Below are 17,271 nucleotides of genomic sequence, written 5' to 3'. Positions count from 1 at the left end.
AATCGTCATTTCCTACTCATTCCAGCTAGCCCGCATTAATATACGAAAAATATGTGAATAGGGCTAATTTTTAGCAGAGAGCGCTTTTTGCTACCGTTAACACAACAAAAAAGCCTATGGATAATCGAAATTAGTCGGCTACGTTAAAATCCCGATGTAATCAGAAAGCAACTGCGAATTTCTAAAAAAAATCTTATTGGGTAGCCTAAGATTCTACCGGCATAAACCGAGCATAAATACGTAAAAAAAAAGCCAGACAACTGATGTCTGGCTTTGCATGTGTTTCGTCGGTACAGCGATCAATCTTCCGGGTATGGGATATACACAAAACCAGCAAAATCGCCCTGTACGACAAATAAACAGCAATACTCATCAGGCTTTTTGTAGTTCTCCTTAAAGAGGTCGATTGACTCCGGTCCAATGAGCTTACGCTGAACAAATTCATCAACAAAGGTGGCCTTGTAATTCCATTGGTTGGACAGCTCAGTGGCTCCAATCAGCAACTGTCCAATGGGTACATCCCGCCGGGAGGCTACAAAAATTGGAAACTCCGAAAAGCCACGTTTCCGAATCTGATAGGAAGCCTCCTTCAACTGGTCGGCCACCAGCACAAAATCCGACGAAATAGCCCCCATCAACTGTTTGTTGATGTCGGGCGAATTGGCATCGTCGAGAAGCGCGTTTTCGTTGCTATGGTGAATCATCTTAGTTTGTCGTTCAGTTTGTAGCACAACCTCAAACCGCCTGCCTGATACGGTTAAAACCTGGCAGCCAGCAACAATTCCAGGTCTTTGAAGCGCATGTTAAACTTTCTGGCGATGTAGGCGTTGGTCAGTGTGCCCTTATGTGCATAAACACCTTTCATAAACCAACGGTTCGCATACATCATCTCTTCAATACCTCCGGTTGTGCCGGTTTCCAGCAAGAATGGCAGGAAGATATTGCTCAGAGCCATACTCGCCGTACGTGATACCCGGGCCGCAATATTGGGTACGCAATAATGCAATACGTCGTGTTGCCGGAATGTAGGGTTCTTGTGCGTGGTCATTCGCGACGTTTCGAAATTACCGCCCTGGTCGATGGCTACGTCGATGATGATTGAATCAGGTTTCATGCGACTCACCATATCTTCGGTCACCACTACGGGACTCAGGCCATCTTCTGCCCGCATGGCACCAATCACGACGTCGGCCCGTTCAATGGCTTCAGTTAACGTATCAGAGTCAATGATGGACGTGTAGATGTGCATACCGACAGCGTATTTGAGCCGCTGCAGCTTATAGAGGTACTTATCGAACACTTTTACGTCGGCACCCATGCCCAGGGCGGTCCGGATGGCGTATTCGGAAACCGTACCGGCCCCCAGCATCACAACCTTCGTTGGGGGAACGCCCGTAATGCCGCCGAGGATGATGCCTCGTCCATTGTCGACATTGCTGAGATATTCACCCGCGATGAGCATTACGGTACTACCGGCGATCTCACTCATGGAACGAATCACAGGTAATCCCCCGGCCTGATCCTCAATGTATTCGTACCCGATGGCCGTGATATTTTTGTTATTCAGCTTTTCAAAAAAGCTACGTTCAAGCGCCGGGAGATTCAGAGCGGAGATAACCGTACTGTTGGGTTTAACATGATCGAATTCACCGTCGAGCAGGGGCTCAATCTTTAGAATAAGATTGGCGTCATAGACTTCTTTGGGGGAGTAAGCGATCTGCGCACCGGCTTCGCTGTATTCGTTGTCGCCAAACTTAGCCCCTTCGCCAGCGCCTTTTTCAACGATAACATTGTGGCCGTTCCGAACCAGAATGGCCACGGCTTCGGGCGTCAGAGCGATGCGGCTCTCCTGTAACGAAACCTCCTTGGGAAGGCCAATCAGCAGGCTATTTTTATTGGTTTTAACTGCCAGCGGGGCTTCCTTTGGATATAAGGCCGTTTGTTTGGCCAATTCCTCAAATCCGGTCATGCTCTATGGTTTGAGGTTTGTGATTTGTTGTCCGTAGTTCATAGTTTGTCGTTTGTCGTTAAGAGGATGATGCCTCGAACTACCAACTTTAAACTTGAACTACAAACGACAAACTACGAACCAACAAGTTCAGTTTTAACAGTTCGGCGGCCATCCACATCGGCCGTTATATCGATTTGGTAATACGTGGCCGGCCAAAGCGAGGAAACGCGCTCAGGCCACTCCACAAAACAATAATTTCCAGAGTCAAAGTATTCTTCCATACCAATGTCCAGGGCTTCAGCTTCATTACGAAGCCGATAACAATCGAAATGATACACCGGACGCCCTTCATGGGTCGTGTATTCATTAACGATGGAAAACGTTGGACTTTGTACCATACTAACCACACCTAACGCCCGGCACAGAGCTTTGATGAGCGTGGTTTTGCCGGCACCCATCTCTCCCTCGAATAGCCACACCCGATGCTGTCGCCCTTGGGCCAGGAGCTGATGCGCCACAGTGTCGAGTTCGTCCAGTCGTTGGAAGTATAGCGTCATAGGCTTCACGGTATCGAACCGCAAAGATACGCTTTTTTAGACCTTCCACTCCTTTCGCATTGGACGACTCAGCCGCTGATTGGCTTCGGCATCGCCCTCAAACTTTTCTTTGTCAGGATTCCAGCGTAATGGCCGCTTCAACTCGTACGCAATGTTGCCAATGTTGCAGACCGTAGCCGTACGGTGCCCAACCTCGACATCGCAGATTGGATTCTTACGCGACCGGATGGCATCCAGAAAGTCCTTGTAATGGTTATCACTGAAATACACCCTTTTTTCACCTTCACCGATGGTCTTATCTTTCAGGCTGGCCGGCGTCGTTGTCAGTTCGCCACGGGCTACTTTAACCTCGCCCTCGGTGCCGATAAACTGGCAGAATTGCTTCCCCTCAACCGGCTCATGTACCATTGTGATGCCGTTGGCATAGCGATACGTTAACCCCTTTCCGCTGTTATCGGTGGGGGGAGTCAGTTCCACAGGCCCGGAGTTATCCATGTCGAGGCCCCACTGCGCGATGTCGAACATATGGGCACCCCAGTCGGTCATGCCACCCCCACCAAACTCGTTAATGGCCCGCCACTGCGCCCAGAACGTATCCGTAAGGCTCGGCGACAACTGGCTGTTAAACGGCCGTTCGACCGTGTTTGGTCCCAGCCAGGCAGGCCAGTTCAGTCCTTCGGGCATTGGCTCGGCCGCGAGATCCCACGGCCGCGGAGGCCCACCAACGTTAATTTTTACGGTCTTGACCTCGCCGATGTAGCCGTTGCGAACCAGTTCGACGGCCTTTCGGAATTCAGCCCACGACCGCTGCATACTGCCGGTCTGGAAGACACGCTTATTTTTACGAGCCGCTTTAACCATCGCCCGGCCTTCGGCAACGGTTAGCGACAAGGGTTTTTCGCAATAAATATCCTTTCCGGCTTCGGCCGCCCGAACCGCCATAGCTGCGTGCCAGTGGTCGGGTGTTGCAATCACGACCGCATCAATGTCCTTACGGCCAAGCAGTTCCCGGAAATCGCCAAAGGTCAGGCAACCATCGTACGTGGCTTTATCCGTTTGCTTGGCATAATGGGCGTTAACCGCTTCCTTGAACGCATTGAGCTTAGTTTGGTTGACATCGCAGGCTGCCAGCACCCGCGCGTCATTTTTGAGAAACTGATTGCGCAGGCCACCGCTTTGCTTTCCGACGCCAATGAATCCGACCGTAATCTGATCGCTCGGAGCCAGGAAACCCCGACCGCCCAGTACGTGGCGTGGTACGATAAAAAAGGCGGATAAACCGGCGGCTTGTTTGAGAAAAGTTCGGCGATTAGCTAAGGGTTGTAGGGAATCGTTCATGACGTGTTTATTTTGGGGAAAGTTACGAAAAACTATGCCCAAAATCGTTAACGTCGGCCTGATTGGCTTCGGGCTGTCCGGCCGTTATTTTCACGCGCCCTTCCTGACCACAAACCCTCATTTTAAGCTCACTAAGGTAGTTGAGCGGCATCGTAATGACGCGCAGGCGTTCGATCCGGCACTCGTTACCGTGCGTAGTCACGACGAACTGTTTGCCGATCCGGATATTGACCTGGTTATTGTCAGTACACCTAACGATACGCATTATCCATATGCTAAAGCCGCACTGGAAGCTGGTAAGCACGTACTGATTGAAAAACCCTTCGCCAATACGTCTGATCAGGCCCGCGACCTGCTGACCTTGGCGCAGCAGCGGGGGCTGGTGGCAATGCCTTATCAGAATCGGCGCTACGATGCCGATTTTCTGACCATACAGCAGTTGTTGCAGACGAATCGGATAGGGGAGGTCAATGAGTTTGAAGCGCATTTTGATCGCTACCGGCCGCAGGTACTTGATACCTGGAAAGAATACGATCCTGATGGGGGCGGAAACCTCTATAACCTAGGGCCACACCTGATCGATCAGGCCATTGTGTTGTTTGGCATTCCTGAAGCCGTCTGGGGTGATATACGTATCATTCGAAAAGACGGGCCGCAGGACGATTACTTTGACATTGTGCTCTATTACCCCGACAAACGTGTTCGGCTGAAGTCGAACATGGTGGCGGCCGACAACCAGCTTCGCTACGTCATTCACGGCGCCCTGGGCTCGTTTGTCAAAAGTGGGCTCGATATTCAGGAGGAAACCCTGCGGAAAAACCAACTGCCTGATTCGGCGGATTGGGGGCATGAGCCCGAGCGTCAGTTTGGTAGGCTAACAACCAGCGATGGGGAGGAAGTCGTTGAGAGCTTAGCGGGAAACTACCACCCGTTTTATGATAATTTATACCGGGCCATCATCGGTGAGATACCCCAGGAGGTGTTGCCGGAGCAAGCCCTGGCCGTGATTCGGATCATGGAGCTGGCCAGGGAAAGCAGCGCAAGCCGGACGGTACTTCCATTTTAAAACCAGTTCGTTGTAATGCAAAAAAGACCGCACGAAGCGGTCTTTTTTATGTTGATCGATACGGAAAACTATTTCAGATTCATCTCGTCAATCACGCGCTGTACTTTCGCTTTCAACTGTTCGTACGTTTCGTCGAAGGCTTCCTTGCTGGTGAGGGGTTCCCGAACGCTGACGTAGAACTTGATCTTCGGCTCCGTACCTGACGGACGCGCCGATACCTTCGTACCATCAGCGGTGAAGAATTGAAGCACGTTCGACGATTCGATCCCCATTTTCCCGGCTTCGATCGGTACGGTCACTTCGTTGCCGATGTCGGTGCGGGTCAATTGTTTGTAATCGTCAATGCGAATGACCGGCGAACCCGCAATCTCTTTTGGCGGATTGGCCCGGAAATCGGCCATCATCTGCTGAATTTCCTCAGCACCTGACTTACCCTTTTTGGTCAGGGAAACCAGCGCTTCGTAGTAAAAGCCGTTCTCCTGATACATTTCCATCAGCATGTCGAACAGACTCAGACCTTTATCTTTGGCATAGGCTGTCAGTTCAGCAATTATTGCGCAGGACGCAATGGCATCCTTGTCGCGGACAAAGTCGCCGATCAGATAGCCGTAACTTTCTTCGCCACCACCGATGAACTGCTCCTGGCCTTCCAGTTCACGAATGACCGACGCGATGTATTTGAAGCCGGTTAGTGTGTTGTAGCAGGTGACGCCGTAGCGCTCGCACATCCGGTCAATAAGGTCGGTTGTTACGATCGTTTTAGCTACAAACTCTTTGCCGGTCAGCTTACCCGCGTCTTTCCAGGCATTGAGCAGGTAGTAGATGATCAGACTGGCCATCTGATTGCCATTCAGCAATTCGAACTCGCCGTGGTGGTTGCGGGCACCCGCGCCAACCCGGTCCGAATCCGGATCGGTGGCCATTACCAGATCAGCGTTTAGCGATTGAGCCAGTTCAAGGGCTAATTGCATAGCTGCCCGTTCTTCAGGGTTTGGCGACTTAACCGTCGGGAAGTTACCGTCGGGGGTAGCCTGCTCCTCAACAATGTGTACGTTGGTGAAGCCGAGTGCTTCCAGCGTCCGCGGTACCATGGTGATACCCGTTCCGTGAATAGGCGTATAGACGATGTTCAGATTAGATTGCCGGGCAATCACATCGGGATTTACGGCGTTGGTCTTGATCCGTTCTACGTAGGGCGCGTCAATTTCTTCGTCGATCATGTGGATCTTCTCCGGAACGCCCTCAAATTTGATATCGTCAACGGAGGTGATCTTATTCACCTCCTCGATGATGTTTTTGTCGTGCGGAGCGACGACCTGACCGCCGTCATTCCAATACACTTTGTAACCGTTGTACTCGGGAGGGTTGTGCGAAGCCGTGACGACAATACCGCTCTGGCAGCCCAGTTGCCGAATGGCAAACGACAGCTCGGGCGTTGGGCGCAGACTGCTGAACAGGTAGACTTTGATGTTGTTGGCCGAAAAAATATCAGAGACCAATCGGGCAAATTCCGGACTCATCCGGCGGCTATCGTGGGCAATCGCCACGCTAATGTCCTCGCCTTTAAACGTGGCATTCAGGTAATTGGCGAGCCCCTGCGTAGCCGCTCCAACGGTGTAACGGTTCATGCGATTGGAGCCTACACCGATTACCCCCCGTAATCCACCCGTACCAAATTCAAGATCACGATAGAACGAATCGATCAGGTCGGCCGCAGTATCGCTTTCCATCATCTGGCGAATAGCGCTCTTGGTATCGGCATCGTAGTTGCCGTTCAGCCAGCGATCAATACGTTGCTGGGTTGAGGAATCAATGGCAGTTGTCATTGCTGAAGGGTGAATTTGTTTGGTAAAGACAATGCGCCAAAGTTACTACTACCGGGCGGGCTGGCAAATCCGGAGAGTAGATTTAAGAGCCCGCGTTTTCCGTTATCTTTGAACACGATCAAATCGTTCCGTCATGGCACTACACGTCGAAACCCGCAAGCTGACCGTTGCCGAATTCCACAGAATGGAGTTCGACGATAACGATACCCACCTATATGAACTCCTTGACGGTGAACTTGTGAAAAAGAAAGCGCCTACGCCTAAGCATCAACTGATTTTATCAGAATTGTACGACCAGATTAAAGCTTTTGTTAAGCAGCAACAAATAGGGTATGTTCTGTTTGCACCCGTTGATGTGTTTTTGGATGACTATAATTCTCCGCAGCCCGATCTGGTTTTTGTTGATAAAACTAAAGCAGATCTGATAACCAACGACGGTATCGTTGGAGTGCCAACGCTGGTCGTAGAAGTGATCTCACCTTCCTCCGTTTACCGCGATCGGGTAACTAAGAAAGCGTTGTACGAGCGTTTTGGCGTACCCGAATACTGGCTGGTCGACCCTGCTGATGAATACGTCGAAATTTTTACGCTGGTCGATGGGCAGTATCAACTCCTGAGCGCAGCTTCTCTGGAAGAAGGCCAGTTAACCTCCAATGTATTAACTGGCCTAACGCTCGACTTAAAAAGCTTATTTGCGTAATCACACGTACCGCTCCGTAATGTGGCGTGCCTGCTCGGTTGTTTCGATCAGCAGCGGATGCCGTGGCTGCGACAGAGCTGCTTCAAGTTCCTCAACGGTCTCTTTAAACAGGAGATTGACCGGAATCTCGTAGTTCTCTACCTTACTTTTCAGATAGACCAGTGATGGACGGACTTCGCCCGAAGCCGCCAACCGGTTATATTCCTGTTTGGCTTCGGCAAATCCTTCGTCGCTGGGGCCAAACGATACCACCCGCTCAGGTAATGGATTCATCTTACGATTCGCCAACTGAGTGTCTAAGTCGGTCAGCAGCCGTTTGAGGTGGAATGTATTCTTACCTGTACGGATGCGCTCCCGAAGCGATTGACGGATCAGATAGGTAAGTGAGTTAGTCAGGTTCAGCCCAATCTCGGCCATCTGCTTAAAAATAAGCGACGAAGGCGACATGCCCGGAATCGTATTCGGGTCGTGGAGCAAGACCCGCTCATCCGGTGTCAGAAACCCATCAATACGGGCGTATACGTTGATACCAAGTTTTGTAAATACTTCTGCAACGGCCAGTTGAATCTTCCGGTTGTTTTCCAGGCTGGTCGCGACAGGAATCCGCTTTTTGGTGGTGTTGAGCTTATATTTTGATTCAAAATCGAAGCTCGTTACGTTGTAAATCTCGGTAGGAGGGAGGGCAATGGCCCGGCCGTCGTCGTCCTGAATGACACCACACGAAAATTCCTGACCGCTTATAAACTCCTCGAATAGTACGTCATCTTCGGCATTGACGGAGGCCAGCGTCAGCGGTTGGCCCTGCATTGAATCCAACTTGTCGATCAGCGTTTGCGGATGTCGGATAACCTCACCGGTTTGCTCGATGACCACCGGAAAACTAATGCCCGAATCCAGACTAACCATCGTCTGAGCCAGTTCCCGCTTTTCGTCGGCCGACAACTCTCCCCACTCACTGAGCTTAGAAAACCCGTCTGGCTGAACGCTCATCGTAAAAAAGCATTGCTCCACCGACCGGCAAAACAGGGCCAGATCGGGCTCGCGAACAATCGCCACCCCAATGGATGAGCCCTGATGGGGAGCTTTGACGACAATCGGCAGGCCCAGATGGTCAATCAGCGATTGAAAAAACTGCGCTTTGTCAGCTCGTTCCCATGCATCACGGTTGATTGTTGCCGTTTTTTTCTGCTGCCCGTTAGCCAGCGCAATCAGTTCATTTTGTAAAATCTTGTTGATGCCGATTGCCGAACCAACCAGACCGGGGCCTGTGTAAGGCATTTTGTACCACTCCAGCAAACCCTGAATGGCACCATCCTCGCAGTCGGGACCGTGCATCGCCAGAAACGCAATGTCAAAATGAGCGCTGAACCTTTCAGGACGGATTTCTGGGTAACTGGATGCCAGTGCGTCGGAATCCAGCGATTCGTCGTACACTGAGAAGCCGGATGCATCCTGCGGAATGACGTCCCGAAGAGACGGGGCCTGCAAAAACTCCGGCGACACCTGCCGAAATCGCCCACGGCCATCGACAAAGACCAGAACGGGTTCAAATAAACCTTTATCCAGATTAGCCAGCGCCGTACGGCCCCCGGCAAACGACACCTCGCGCTCCCGCGCCGGTCCACCAAAAAAAATGCCTACTTTCACGAAACAGAGGAGGTAATGAGACGTGCAAAGAAACAAAAAAGCCGCCTGTTTTAAAGACAAGCGGCTCATCAGATTTATCAGGTAAATGGGTACGTTCCTCTGTTCTAACTATTAAAACGCCGGTGTAATATTGACCGCTTCAACCTTTGCTATTTCAGGTACCGCTTTCAAAATGGCTTCTTCCAGCCCGCCTTTAAACGTCATGGCAGACATAGGGCACGAACCGCAGGAGCCCATCAGTTCCAGCCGAACCACGTTGTCATTCGTTACTTCGAGAATCTTTACATTTCCTCCATCTGCCTCCAGATAAGGCCGCATGCTATCCAGGGCACGCTCTATTCTTGTTATCAACTGATCGTTGTTCGTTACTGTCTCCATTGAACCCTACGATTTGATGTAAATATACAATGTATCGGCTGCTTACGCAACTTCAACCCGTTGCGTGCGGTCGAGGGTTGCATTTCGGATGGCTACGTGCTGGGCCAGGGCTTCGGCCGTTGATCGGAAGGCTTCGGCTACAATCGGCTCAGTATTGTTGATAGCAGGTCGACCTTCATCACCCGCTTCGCGAATGCTCTGTACCAGCGGAATCTGCCCCAGCAGTGGTACGCTGAACATATCGGCCAGTTGTTTGCCACCACCTTTGCCAAAAATATAGTATTGGTTGTTCGGTAGTTCAGCCGGTGTGAAATACGACATATTTTCAATCACGCCCAGAACGGGTACGTTGATTTGCGGTTGCCGAAACATGGCCAGGCCTTTAGTTGCATCGGCTAGTGCCACTTTCTGGGGTGTCGTTACAATGATAGCGCCAGTAACCGGTACGGTTTGTACCAGCGTCAGATGAATATCACCCGTGCCCGGAGGCATATCAATCAGGAGGTAATCCAGCTCGCCCCAGTCGGCATCAGAAAAGAATTGCTGCAAGGCGCGGCTGGCCATTGTGCCCCGCCAGATAATGGCTTGTCCGGGTGCGACAAGAAAACCCATCGACAACAGCTTGATCCCAAATTGCTGAATTGGTTGCAGGCGGTTCTGCCCGTTAACCTGCGAAATCATGGGCTGCATGTCCTCCGCCCCAAACATGGTGGGAATAGAAGGGCCGTAGATGTCGGCATCGATGATGCCAACCTTTGCGCCAGACTTGTGCAATGCCACCGCCAGATTCGCCGTAACGGTTGATTTACCAACCCCTCCTTTGCCAGACGAGACAGCAATGATATTCTTGACCCCCGGCAGCACGGGCGCATTGGTACGTGTCGATGTGACATCAGACGTCATATCGATAGTAACGTTGATATTGGGCCCGATGTGGCTATGAATCGCGTCTTCACAGCGCTTTCGGATTACTTCCTTAAGCGGGCAGGCCGGCGTCGTCAGCACGACCGTAAAGCGAACCTGATCAATACCCAACTGGATGTCTTTCACCATGTTGAGCGATACAATATCGCGCTTCAGATCCGGCTCCTCTACGTGGCTCAAGGCGCTAAGAACGGACTCCTTACTTAATTTATACTCAGACATTTCGGTAGGTCAATTTGGTTCACAACAGCTATTGGGCCGAATTGGTTTGTCGTGATTCGTCCTTTTGCACGGGAGCGGATAGCACCAGTTGCTCGAGGACAACGGCCCGCTCAGCATCTACGTTGACCAGGTCGCGCAACGTATCCAGCCGCTTCAGTAAACTGTTCAGAAACGCCCGGTGAGCCGAAGTATCGCCATACAGCGGTCGGTGAGCCAGGGCTTTCCGGATACTCGCCCATTCGGTAACAAAGCCGCGAAGTTCGTCATCAAACGCGCACTGGGCAAACTTCTCGAAAATATAGTTCTGAGCCAACGTATTTGGGTGGATCAGATCAGCCTCATAAAAACGGTAGTCGCGCAGGTCATCGACCATAATTTCGTAACTGGGGAAATAATGCACCCAGTCATTCCAAATGGTTAACTCGTGCGAAATGACTCGTAAGGTTGACTTACTGACCTGGTTGAGTGGTAACGTATCGCGCGTGTGCCGAACGGGGCTAACAGTTAGCAGAACCTGAAGCTTTGGATTAGCCCGACGTAGCAACTTAAATAACTTCAGCAGTTCATCGCGCAGGTGGTCAATCTGATACAGGTATTTTTCGAACTGCGAACCGGGCACTTTATGGCAGTTTGCCACTACCTGGCCAGTCTGAATATGACGGTACACTACGGCTGTTCCCAGCGTGAGTAATAGCCAATCCGCCCGACGTAAGGCATCGGCGGTTGTGGCCAGGCGTTCCGTTAGCCGTTCGCATAACTCGGCCCGGCTGCGCGCCCAGAGCGACGAATGAAAGTCGTAATGAAACCAGATGCCATCGCGTTCCACATACAGTGACTCATCGGGTTTGGTCCCACGCAAAGCCATCGTGAGCAGCTTAGCAATGGATATAGGATTGAACACCGTGCCAAACGGATTAGTCAAGACCTGTATTTTATGATCAGTTAATTGGCGGCCCATTACGTCCGCAAAGCATGAGCCAATGGTTACAATCCGGTCAGTTAGCCGGATCGGAACAGGCAGCGAATCGGGTGTTAATTCAGTATGGAATAGCATACTTACTTAACAAAAAAACGATTCGATTAGGTCACTTTTACTAAAGAACTTATACGTTGTAAAGGTCTGTTAGTCAGTGAGATTTCTATAAAAAAAGAAGGGTCGGTATTGATTCATACCGACCCTTTCTTAGCAGCGTTCGAATTACTCGGCAACTACTTCAAATTTCACTTTGTGCTTCACATCCTTATGCAGGTCAAGCGAAGCTTCGTACGTACCAAGGCTCTTGATATCTTCAACCGTAATTTTCTTCCGATCAATGTCGAAGCCTTTTTCACGCAACGCGTCGGCTACCTGCGTGTTAGTCACCCGACCGAAAATACGACCGCTTTCGCCTGCTTTTGCCGGAATGGTCAGTACGGTATCACCGATGCCTTCGGCCAATGCCAGCGCATCGTTCTTAATTTTCTCAGCCTTGTGGGCAGCCTGACGGATGTTTTCGGCAACTACGCGCTTGTTCGAGTCAGTAGCCATAACGGCGTATCCCTGCGGAATAAGGTAGTTGCGGCCGTAACCGGGCTTCACCGTCACGATGTCATTTTTGTAGCCCAGGCCGGCAATATCAGTTTTTAGAATGATTTCCATTGGAAGAAATGTTGTTTCAAGTTCCAAGTTCAGAGTTTGAAGTTGCTCGATGCGAAAACTTAAAACCTCAGACCTGAGACAATAAAAACTTTATTTGAGTGAGTCGCCAACGTATGGTAAAATCGCCAGGTGACGCGCACGCTTAACAGCCTGAGCCACTTTCCGCTGATACTTCAGGCTCGTACCGGTCAGACGACGCGGCAGAATTTTGCCCTGTTCGTTCAGCAGACGCAGCAGGAATTGACCGTCTTTGTAGTCGATGTATTTGATACCGGCTTTCTTGAAACGGCAATATTTCTTCCGGTTTTCGTTTTTGGATACTGATTCGTTTTGTAAGCTCATGATTACTTGGCCTCTCCGGCGTTTTCGGTTTGTTGTTTCTTCTTACCCACCAAGCCCTTCCGCTTCCGCTCGTTGTATTCAACAGCGTGCTTGTCGAGAGCCGTTGTCAGGTGGCGAATCACACGCTCATCGCGTAGGTACTCCGTGTTGAGTTTTTCAACGATCGTACCCGGTGCCTTAAACTCGAAGAGTTGGTAGTAACCCGTATTCTTGTGCTGAATTGTATAAGCCAGTTTGCGCAGGCCCATGCTTTCTTCGTGAATAAGTTCCGCCCCGTTGTCGGTCAGCACTTTGCGGAACTTATCAACGGCGTCCTTCATCTGAGCATCAGATAAAACGGGAGTTAAAATGAACACCGTTTCGTAGTTCTTTGGGAACATTATGATAATTGGTTTAAAATGAGGGCGCAAAGATACGGAAAAAACGTAGATAAGTAAAGAGGGAAGGGTAAAAAAGGTAGGAAAGGAGGAAGGGGAGGGAAGGAGAAGAGGGAGAACGTATTTTCCCTTTCAACCTTCCTCCCCTTCCTCCTTTTTTTCTTTCCTCCTTATCTCACTGTGAACTCACCTTCGCCAATCTTAAACCCTTCTGAATACAGCTCAACTGTATGTCGGCCTTCGTTGAAGCGCTGTCCGCCACGGCCATATATAAAGTCGACCTGTTGGCGGGAATTATCGAAATTGATATGCTGAGCAGCCGTGTAAATCATCCCCTGGCCATTGTGCACAAACTCGCCGGAGCCTGTCGCCATATCCGAAATGACGGCTCCGCTGGGGTCTAGTATGCGCAGATAAATTTCTTTTTCATTTTGCTGGGCTACTGCATTAGGAGCCAGCCGGAATGAGATACGAATCTTGTCAACGCGTCGGGCTTTGTAGTTGCCACCGTCGCGTTCTTTTCCCCGCGAGTTGATGGCGTTGACTAAAATATTTTCCGCTCGTAGAGCAGAAGCAATCGTTACCTTCTCGTTTAATTCCTGATTTCTGGCTACAACCGAATTCACCGAGTCGCTCAGGCTCTGGCGTTCAGTACGAAGCACTGTATTCTCCTGCGTCAGTGAATCATTACGTTGGACCAGCATGCCATTCTCCTCTTTCAGCCGGGCGATTTCCTGGTCTTTCTGAGCCAGTAGCGCCTGATACGAACGGATTTTTTTATCATATTTGGCCGCACTGAAGTTATTGACATTACGTAATTCGCGCTTATCAATCTCCAGTTGTTCCTTTACTTTCAACAACGAATCGACGCTGCCGCCAAGCTGTCGAATTTCGGCGATCTTGGCATCGAGCTGCGCCGAAATTGAATCCAGTTTCGTTTTGGTGGCCAGTACTTCTTCTGTCTTGGTAGCAATGGCCGCATCCTTCGTCTTATTATCCTGACGCTCCTGGTAATAAAAATACAGGAGCAATACGTTCAGCGCAGCCAGGATCAGCAAGGCAGCCAGAAGATAACTTCGGCTGTTGTTACGCGGTTGGGTTTTTGTTTCCATGAGTGTTTAAAGAAACGGATTGGTGGTTAGGGTCGTTAACTAACGAAGGGGAAACTTATGATTATTGCGTTAACGCAACCGTTTTGCCGCTTTTCGGCCAAAAACTACGTGTTTCTGCTAATTTCTCAAACCTATCTTTGCATATTGTTTTCATTCGGCCCAATGTAACCCGGGCTCTATACCTGCTATGATTGCCGATAACATCCAACGTATTGAGACTAAAATCAATGACCGTGCCAAGCTGATTGCCGTCACAAAAACAAAGCCGGTCCCTTTGCTACAGGAAGCCTACGACGCCGGCTGTCGGCGCTTCGGGGAGAACAAGGTACAGGAGATGGTTGAAAAGCAGCCACTGCTTCCGGCCGACGTGGAATGGCATCTGATTGGACACCTTCAGACCAACAAAGTCAAATACATTGCGCCATTCGTAGCCTTGATCCAATCGGTCGACAGTCTTAAACTGTTACAGGAGATTAATAAGCAGGCTCTTAAGCACGAACGCGTTATCGATTGCCTGCTCCAGATTCACATAGCCCAGGAAGAAACCAAATTTGGGCTGTCAGCCGACGAAGTCGAGAGTCTCCTGAATGATGCCCAACTCGACGCCCTGGCGAATGTGCGGATCATTGGCCTGATGGGGTTAGCCACCAACACCGATGACGAAGGCCAGGTACGTCAGGAGTTTCGTGGATTAAAGGCGTTGTATGACCGTCTTGCAACTATCCGCCGACCAAACGTTGTGTTCAGCGAATTGTCCATGGGTATGAGCGGGGATTTTGATATTGCAGTCGAGGAGGGTAGTACGATGGTTCGGGTTGGCAGCGCCATCTTCGGAGCCCGGTAACAGGGCGGTATCGCATCGCAGAGATTACGTTCAGAATTGACAATTAACTTTAATCACCGGAGCAGAACCTTCGGTCAAGACTATGAAATTTTTCATTCAGGCAGGTGCGATTCTTGGTTTGTTGGGCGTTGCATTAGGCGCTTTTGGCGCACACGCGCTACGGGCTACGCTCGAAGCATCAGGGCGTAGTGATACGTTTGAAACAGCCGTAAAATACCAGTTTTACCATGCATTGGCCTTACTGGCCGTCGGGATTCTGATGCAGGTATTCAGCGCGAATCCGGCGGCTATGCGGTTGCTTAACTGGGCAGGCTATTCCTTTCTGGGCGGGGTGCTTATCTTTTCCGGCTCCCTCTACATTCTGTGCTTCACCGGTGTGACCTGGCTGGGGGCTATTACACCCATTGGCGGGGTATTTATGATTGCCGGTTGGGCGCTGTTGTTATGGGCGTTTCTATAAAGCAGCCCGGAATTTTGTACCTTTGTCTGTTGTTTATAAGAAAAATACAAAACTGGAAAGCCAGTTAAAATGAGTATAGCACAGGAAACAGCCCGCCGTCGGACGTTCGCCATCATTAGCCACCCCGATGCCGGTAAAACTACGTTAACGGAGAAATTACTGCTTTTTGGTGGCGCAATTCAGACCGCCGGAGCGGTGAAGTCCAACAAGATCAAGAAATCGGCTACGTCCGATTTTATGGAGATCGAAAAGCAACGGGGTATTTCGGTCGCAACGTCGGTGATGACGTTTGAGTATAACAATTTGAAAATCAATATTCTTGATACACCGGGCCACAAAGATTTTGCGGAAGATACGTACCGGACGCTGACAGCGGTTGATAGCGTTATTCTGGTTATCGACTGCGTAAAAGGTGTAGAGGAACAAACCGAACGGTTGATGGAAGTATGCCGGATGCGCGATACGCCCGTGATCATTTTCATCAATAAACTCGACCGTGAAGGACGTAATCCGTTCGATCTGCTCGATGAACTGGAAGAGAAACTGAATATCCGTGTTCGACCGCTGACCTGGCCCGTTAACATGGGGTCAGATTTCAAAGGCGTTTACAGCCTGATCGAGCAAAAGTTATATTTCTTCAAAGCTAATAAGACCAAGGTTGAGGACGATGTGCTGCCGATCAAGCTTGAAGAGGCCGTTCTCGATGAGAAAGTAGGCGAACGTGATGCGGCTCAACTTCGCGAAGACGTTGAGTTAATTGAAGGCGTTTACGATCAGTTTGACCGAGAGGCTTATCTGAGCGGAAAGTTGGCCCCCGTATTTTTTGGGTCGGCCGTCAATAATTTTGGTGTTAAAGAACTTCTGGACGGATTCTGCCAGTTTTCGCCCGAGCCCATTGCCCGGCAGACTGATAAGCGGGAAGTCAAACCTGACGAAAAGCAGTTCAGCGGATTTGTCTTTAAAATACATGCCAACCTCGATCCCCGTCACCGCGACCGGATAGCGTTCCTGCGCATATGTTCGGGGGTGTTTGAGCGGGGCAAGTTTTACCATCACACCCGCCTGGATAAAAACGTTCGCTTTTCAAGCCCGTTCAGCTTCATGGCCGATAGCAAAAGCGTATTGGATGAGGGTTTCCCCGGCGATGTGGTTGGCTTATACGATACCGGTACGTTTAAGATAGGCGACACGCTGACAGAAGGAGAGGAGCTTCAGTTCCAGGGCATTCCGAGTTTCTCGCCGGAGATATTCAAAGAGCTTATCAACCTCGACCCTATGAAATCCAAACAACTGGACAAGGGTATCGAGCAGTTGACAGATGAAGGTGTTGCGCAATTATTCACCCTTCAGCCGGGTAATCGCAAAGTGGTCGGTACGGTGGGCGACCTCCAGTTTGATGTAATTCAATACCGGCTTGAGCATGAGTACGGAGCAAAATGCCGCTGGGTTCCAATGAGCTATTCAAAAGCCACCTGGATTACGAGCGAAGATCCAAAGAAACTGGCAGAGTTTATTCGGTTGAAAGGTAATCAGATTGGTTACGATAAAGATCAGAACCCGGTTTTTCTGGCTGAGTCAGACTGGATGCTTCGCATGAATCAGCAGAATAATCCGGATATTCAGTTTCATCAGACATCTGAATTTAAAGTGGCTGTTTAAGCAGTCAATATGTTGTAACGAATATCAAAAGGCCGGCGGAAAGCTGGCCTTTTTTTGTGGGGTAGGTACCGGTTGTTCACTTTGTTTAACTACTGTTGAATTGTAGAGTTTGTAGTTTATTGATTCATTTATCAACAGACAAATCATCCTTATGAAAAGTAAGTGGATAAAGATTGGGGTCGTTACGTTGTTGATGGTACCAGCAGCCGTTTATGCACAATCGCGCGAA

At 50.1% G+C, this 17,271-nt stretch carries 18 protein-coding genes; 5 read left to right on the top strand and 13 right to left on the bottom strand.

Features of this window, described 5'->3' with window-relative positions:
* Nucleotides 1-299: 299 nt before the first annotated feature.
* The 4 genes from BN8_RS21650 to BN8_RS21635 form a co-directional block, all read right to left on the bottom strand.
* Nucleotides 300-704, bottom strand: coding sequence for a hypothetical protein (locus BN8_RS21650; RefSeq protein ID WP_009284080.1), 405 nt, complete (start codon nucleotides 702-704; stop codon nucleotides 300-302).
* Between the two features lie 53 nt (nucleotides 705-757).
* Nucleotides 758-1,969 carry an alanine dehydrogenase gene (locus BN8_RS21645; RefSeq protein ID WP_009284079.1) on the bottom strand — a complete coding sequence of 404 codons (1,212 nt, stop codon included), beginning with the start codon at nucleotides 1,967-1,969 and terminating at the stop codon, nucleotides 758-760.
* 113 nt (nucleotides 1,970-2,082) lie between these two features.
* Nucleotides 2,083-2,508, bottom strand: a complete 426-nt coding sequence (tsaE, locus tag BN8_RS21640) for a tRNA (adenosine(37)-N6)-threonylcarbamoyltransferase complex ATPase subunit type 1 TsaE (protein ID WP_009284078.1) — start codon at nucleotides 2,506-2,508, stop codon at nucleotides 2,083-2,085.
* Nucleotides 2,509-2,544: 36 nt separating this feature from the next.
* Nucleotides 2,545-3,846 carry a Gfo/Idh/MocA family protein gene (locus tag BN8_RS21635; protein WP_009284077.1) on the bottom strand — a complete coding sequence of 434 codons (1,302 nt, stop codon included), beginning with the start codon at nucleotides 3,844-3,846 and terminating at the stop codon, nucleotides 2,545-2,547.
* A gap of 34 nt (nucleotides 3,847-3,880) precedes the next feature.
* Here BN8_RS21635 and BN8_RS21630 point away from each other — a divergent pair, with 34 nt between their 5' ends.
* The gene (locus BN8_RS21630) at nucleotides 3,881-4,912 is read left to right on the top strand and encodes an oxidoreductase (RefSeq protein WP_040006425.1); all 1,032 of its coding nucleotides are present in this window, start codon (nucleotides 3,881-3,883) and stop codon (nucleotides 4,910-4,912) included.
* 68 nt (nucleotides 4,913-4,980) lie between these two features.
* Here the strand turns inward: BN8_RS21630 and BN8_RS21625 are convergent, their stop codons facing one another.
* A complete protein-coding gene (locus BN8_RS21625; protein ID WP_009284075.1) occupies nucleotides 4,981-6,738 on the bottom strand; it encodes a phospho-sugar mutase in 1,758 nt (585 codons plus the stop codon).
* A 133-nt stretch (nucleotides 6,739-6,871) separates the two neighbouring features.
* Here BN8_RS21625 and BN8_RS21620 point away from each other — a divergent pair, with 133 nt between their 5' ends.
* Complete coding sequence (locus BN8_RS21620; RefSeq protein WP_009284074.1) at nucleotides 6,872-7,438, top strand: Uma2 family endonuclease; 567 nt, start codon at nucleotides 6,872-6,874, stop codon at nucleotides 7,436-7,438.
* On the opposite strand, the gene BN8_RS21615 is transcribed toward BN8_RS21620, so the two are convergent.
* The 8 genes from BN8_RS21615 to BN8_RS21580 all read right to left on the bottom strand — a co-directional run bounded on the left by BN8_RS21615 (nucleotide 7,439) and on the right by BN8_RS21580 (nucleotide 14,079).
* Nucleotides 7,439-9,085 carry a D-alanine--D-alanine ligase family protein gene (locus BN8_RS21615; protein ID WP_040006424.1) on the bottom strand — a complete coding sequence of 549 codons (1,647 nt, stop codon included), beginning with the start codon at nucleotides 9,083-9,085 and terminating at the stop codon, nucleotides 7,439-7,441.
* A 111-nt stretch (nucleotides 9,086-9,196) separates the two neighbouring features.
* Nucleotides 9,197-9,463, bottom strand: a complete 267-nt coding sequence (locus tag BN8_RS21610) for a NifU family protein (protein WP_009284072.1) — start codon at nucleotides 9,461-9,463, stop codon at nucleotides 9,197-9,199.
* Nucleotides 9,464-9,505: 42 nt separating this feature from the next.
* Nucleotides 9,506-10,609: an Mrp/NBP35 family ATP-binding protein gene (locus BN8_RS21605; RefSeq protein ID WP_009284071.1), complete on the bottom strand. Its 1,104-nt coding sequence runs from the start codon at nucleotides 10,607-10,609 to the stop codon at nucleotides 9,506-9,508.
* Between the two features lie 28 nt (nucleotides 10,610-10,637).
* Nucleotides 10,638-11,663 (bottom strand): GSCFA domain-containing protein, encoded by a 1,026-nt coding sequence (locus tag BN8_RS21600; protein ID WP_009284070.1) that lies wholly within the window; start codon nucleotides 11,661-11,663, stop codon nucleotides 10,638-10,640.
* Between the two features lie 144 nt (nucleotides 11,664-11,807).
* Nucleotides 11,808-12,248 carry a 50S ribosomal protein L9 gene (gene rplI, locus BN8_RS21595; protein WP_009284069.1) on the bottom strand — a complete coding sequence of 147 codons (441 nt, stop codon included), beginning with the start codon at nucleotides 12,246-12,248 and terminating at the stop codon, nucleotides 11,808-11,810.
* A gap of 90 nt (nucleotides 12,249-12,338) precedes the next feature.
* Nucleotides 12,339-12,590, bottom strand: a complete 252-nt coding sequence (gene rpsR, locus BN8_RS21590; RefSeq protein WP_009284068.1) for a 30S ribosomal protein S18 — start codon at nucleotides 12,588-12,590, stop codon at nucleotides 12,339-12,341.
* Nucleotides 12,591-12,592: 2 nt separating this feature from the next.
* Nucleotides 12,593-12,970 (bottom strand): 30S ribosomal protein S6, encoded by a 378-nt coding sequence (gene rpsF / locus BN8_RS21585; RefSeq protein ID WP_009284067.1) that lies wholly within the window; start codon nucleotides 12,968-12,970, stop codon nucleotides 12,593-12,595.
* Between the two features lie 167 nt (nucleotides 12,971-13,137).
* A complete protein-coding gene (locus BN8_RS21580) occupies nucleotides 13,138-14,079 on the bottom strand; it encodes a DUF8428 domain-containing protein (protein ID WP_009284066.1) in 942 nt (313 codons plus the stop codon).
* A gap of 187 nt (nucleotides 14,080-14,266) precedes the next feature.
* On the opposite strand from BN8_RS21580, the gene BN8_RS21575 reads away from it, so the two are divergent.
* The 3 genes from BN8_RS21575 to BN8_RS21565 all read left to right on the top strand — a co-directional run bounded on the left by BN8_RS21575 (nucleotide 14,267) and on the right by BN8_RS21565 (nucleotide 17,042).
* Entirely contained in the window at nucleotides 14,267-14,923 is a 657-nt protein-coding gene (locus BN8_RS21575; RefSeq protein ID WP_009284065.1) for a YggS family pyridoxal phosphate-dependent enzyme, read from the top strand.
* An 82-nt stretch (nucleotides 14,924-15,005) separates the two neighbouring features.
* The gene (locus tag BN8_RS21570) at nucleotides 15,006-15,383 is read left to right on the top strand and encodes a DUF423 domain-containing protein (protein WP_009284064.1); all 378 of its coding nucleotides are present in this window, start codon (nucleotides 15,006-15,008) and stop codon (nucleotides 15,381-15,383) included.
* A gap of 69 nt (nucleotides 15,384-15,452) precedes the next feature.
* Nucleotides 15,453-17,042 (top strand): peptide chain release factor 3, encoded by a 1,590-nt coding sequence (locus BN8_RS21565; protein ID WP_009284062.1) that lies wholly within the window; start codon nucleotides 15,453-15,455, stop codon nucleotides 17,040-17,042.
* Nucleotides 17,043-17,271: the final 229 nt, after the last annotated feature.

This window comes from Fibrisoma limi BUZ 3 (assembly GCF_000296815.2).
GTDB classification, from domain to species: domain Bacteria; phylum Bacteroidota; class Bacteroidia; order Cytophagales; family Spirosomataceae; genus Fibrisoma; species Fibrisoma limi.
The sequence above is the reverse complement of the archived record's forward strand: the minus strand, read 5'-3'. Positions and strand labels throughout refer to the sequence as shown.

Excerpts from the sequence above, each read along its gene's own strand:
- BN8_RS21625 (WP_009284075.1), bottom strand. The coding sequence starts at position 6,738 with ATGACAACTGCCATTGATTCCTCAACCCAGCAACGTATTGATCGCTGG.
- tsaE (WP_009284078.1), bottom strand. The coding sequence starts at position 2,508 with ATGACGCTATACTTCCAACGACTGGACGAACTCGACACTGTGGCGCAT.
- rpsR (WP_009284068.1), bottom strand. The coding sequence starts at position 12,590 with ATGAGCTTACAAAACGAATCAGTATCCAAAAACGAAAACCGGAAGAAA.
- BN8_RS21605 (WP_009284071.1), bottom strand. The coding sequence starts at position 10,609 with ATGTCTGAGTATAAATTAAGTAAGGAGTCCGTTCTTAGCGCCTTGAGC.
- BN8_RS21645 (WP_009284079.1), bottom strand. The coding sequence starts at position 1,969 with ATGACCGGATTTGAGGAATTGGCCAAACAAACGGCCTTATATCCAAAG.
- rpsF (WP_009284067.1), bottom strand. The coding sequence starts at position 12,970 with ATGTTCCCAAAGAACTACGAAACGGTGTTCATTTTAACTCCCGTTTTA.
- BN8_RS21620 (WP_009284074.1), top strand. The coding sequence starts at position 6,872 with ATGGCACTACACGTCGAAACCCGCAAGCTGACCGTTGCCGAATTCCAC.
- BN8_RS21580 (WP_009284066.1), bottom strand. The coding sequence starts at position 14,079 with ATGGAAACAAAAACCCAACCGCGTAACAACAGCCGAAGTTATCTTCTG.
- BN8_RS21635 (WP_009284077.1), bottom strand. The coding sequence starts at position 3,846 with ATGAACGATTCCCTACAACCCTTAGCTAATCGCCGAACTTTTCTCAAA.
- BN8_RS21650 (WP_009284080.1), bottom strand. The coding sequence starts at position 704 with ATGATTCACCATAGCAACGAAAACGCGCTTCTCGACGATGCCAATTCG.
- BN8_RS21610 (WP_009284072.1), bottom strand. The coding sequence starts at position 9,463 with ATGGAGACAGTAACGAACAACGATCAGTTGATAACAAGAATAGAGCGT.
- rplI (WP_009284069.1), bottom strand. The coding sequence starts at position 12,248 with ATGGAAATCATTCTAAAAACTGATATTGCCGGCCTGGGCTACAAAAAT.
- BN8_RS21630 (WP_040006425.1), top strand. The coding sequence starts at position 3,881 with ATGCCCAAAATCGTTAACGTCGGCCTGATTGGCTTCGGGCTGTCCGGC.
- BN8_RS21565 (WP_009284062.1), top strand. The coding sequence starts at position 15,453 with ATGAGTATAGCACAGGAAACAGCCCGCCGTCGGACGTTCGCCATCATT.
- BN8_RS21575 (WP_009284065.1), top strand. The coding sequence starts at position 14,267 with ATGATTGCCGATAACATCCAACGTATTGAGACTAAAATCAATGACCGT.
- BN8_RS21600 (WP_009284070.1), bottom strand. The coding sequence starts at position 11,663 with ATGCTATTCCATACTGAATTAACACCCGATTCGCTGCCTGTTCCGATC.
- BN8_RS21570 (WP_009284064.1), top strand. The coding sequence starts at position 15,006 with ATGAAATTTTTCATTCAGGCAGGTGCGATTCTTGGTTTGTTGGGCGTT.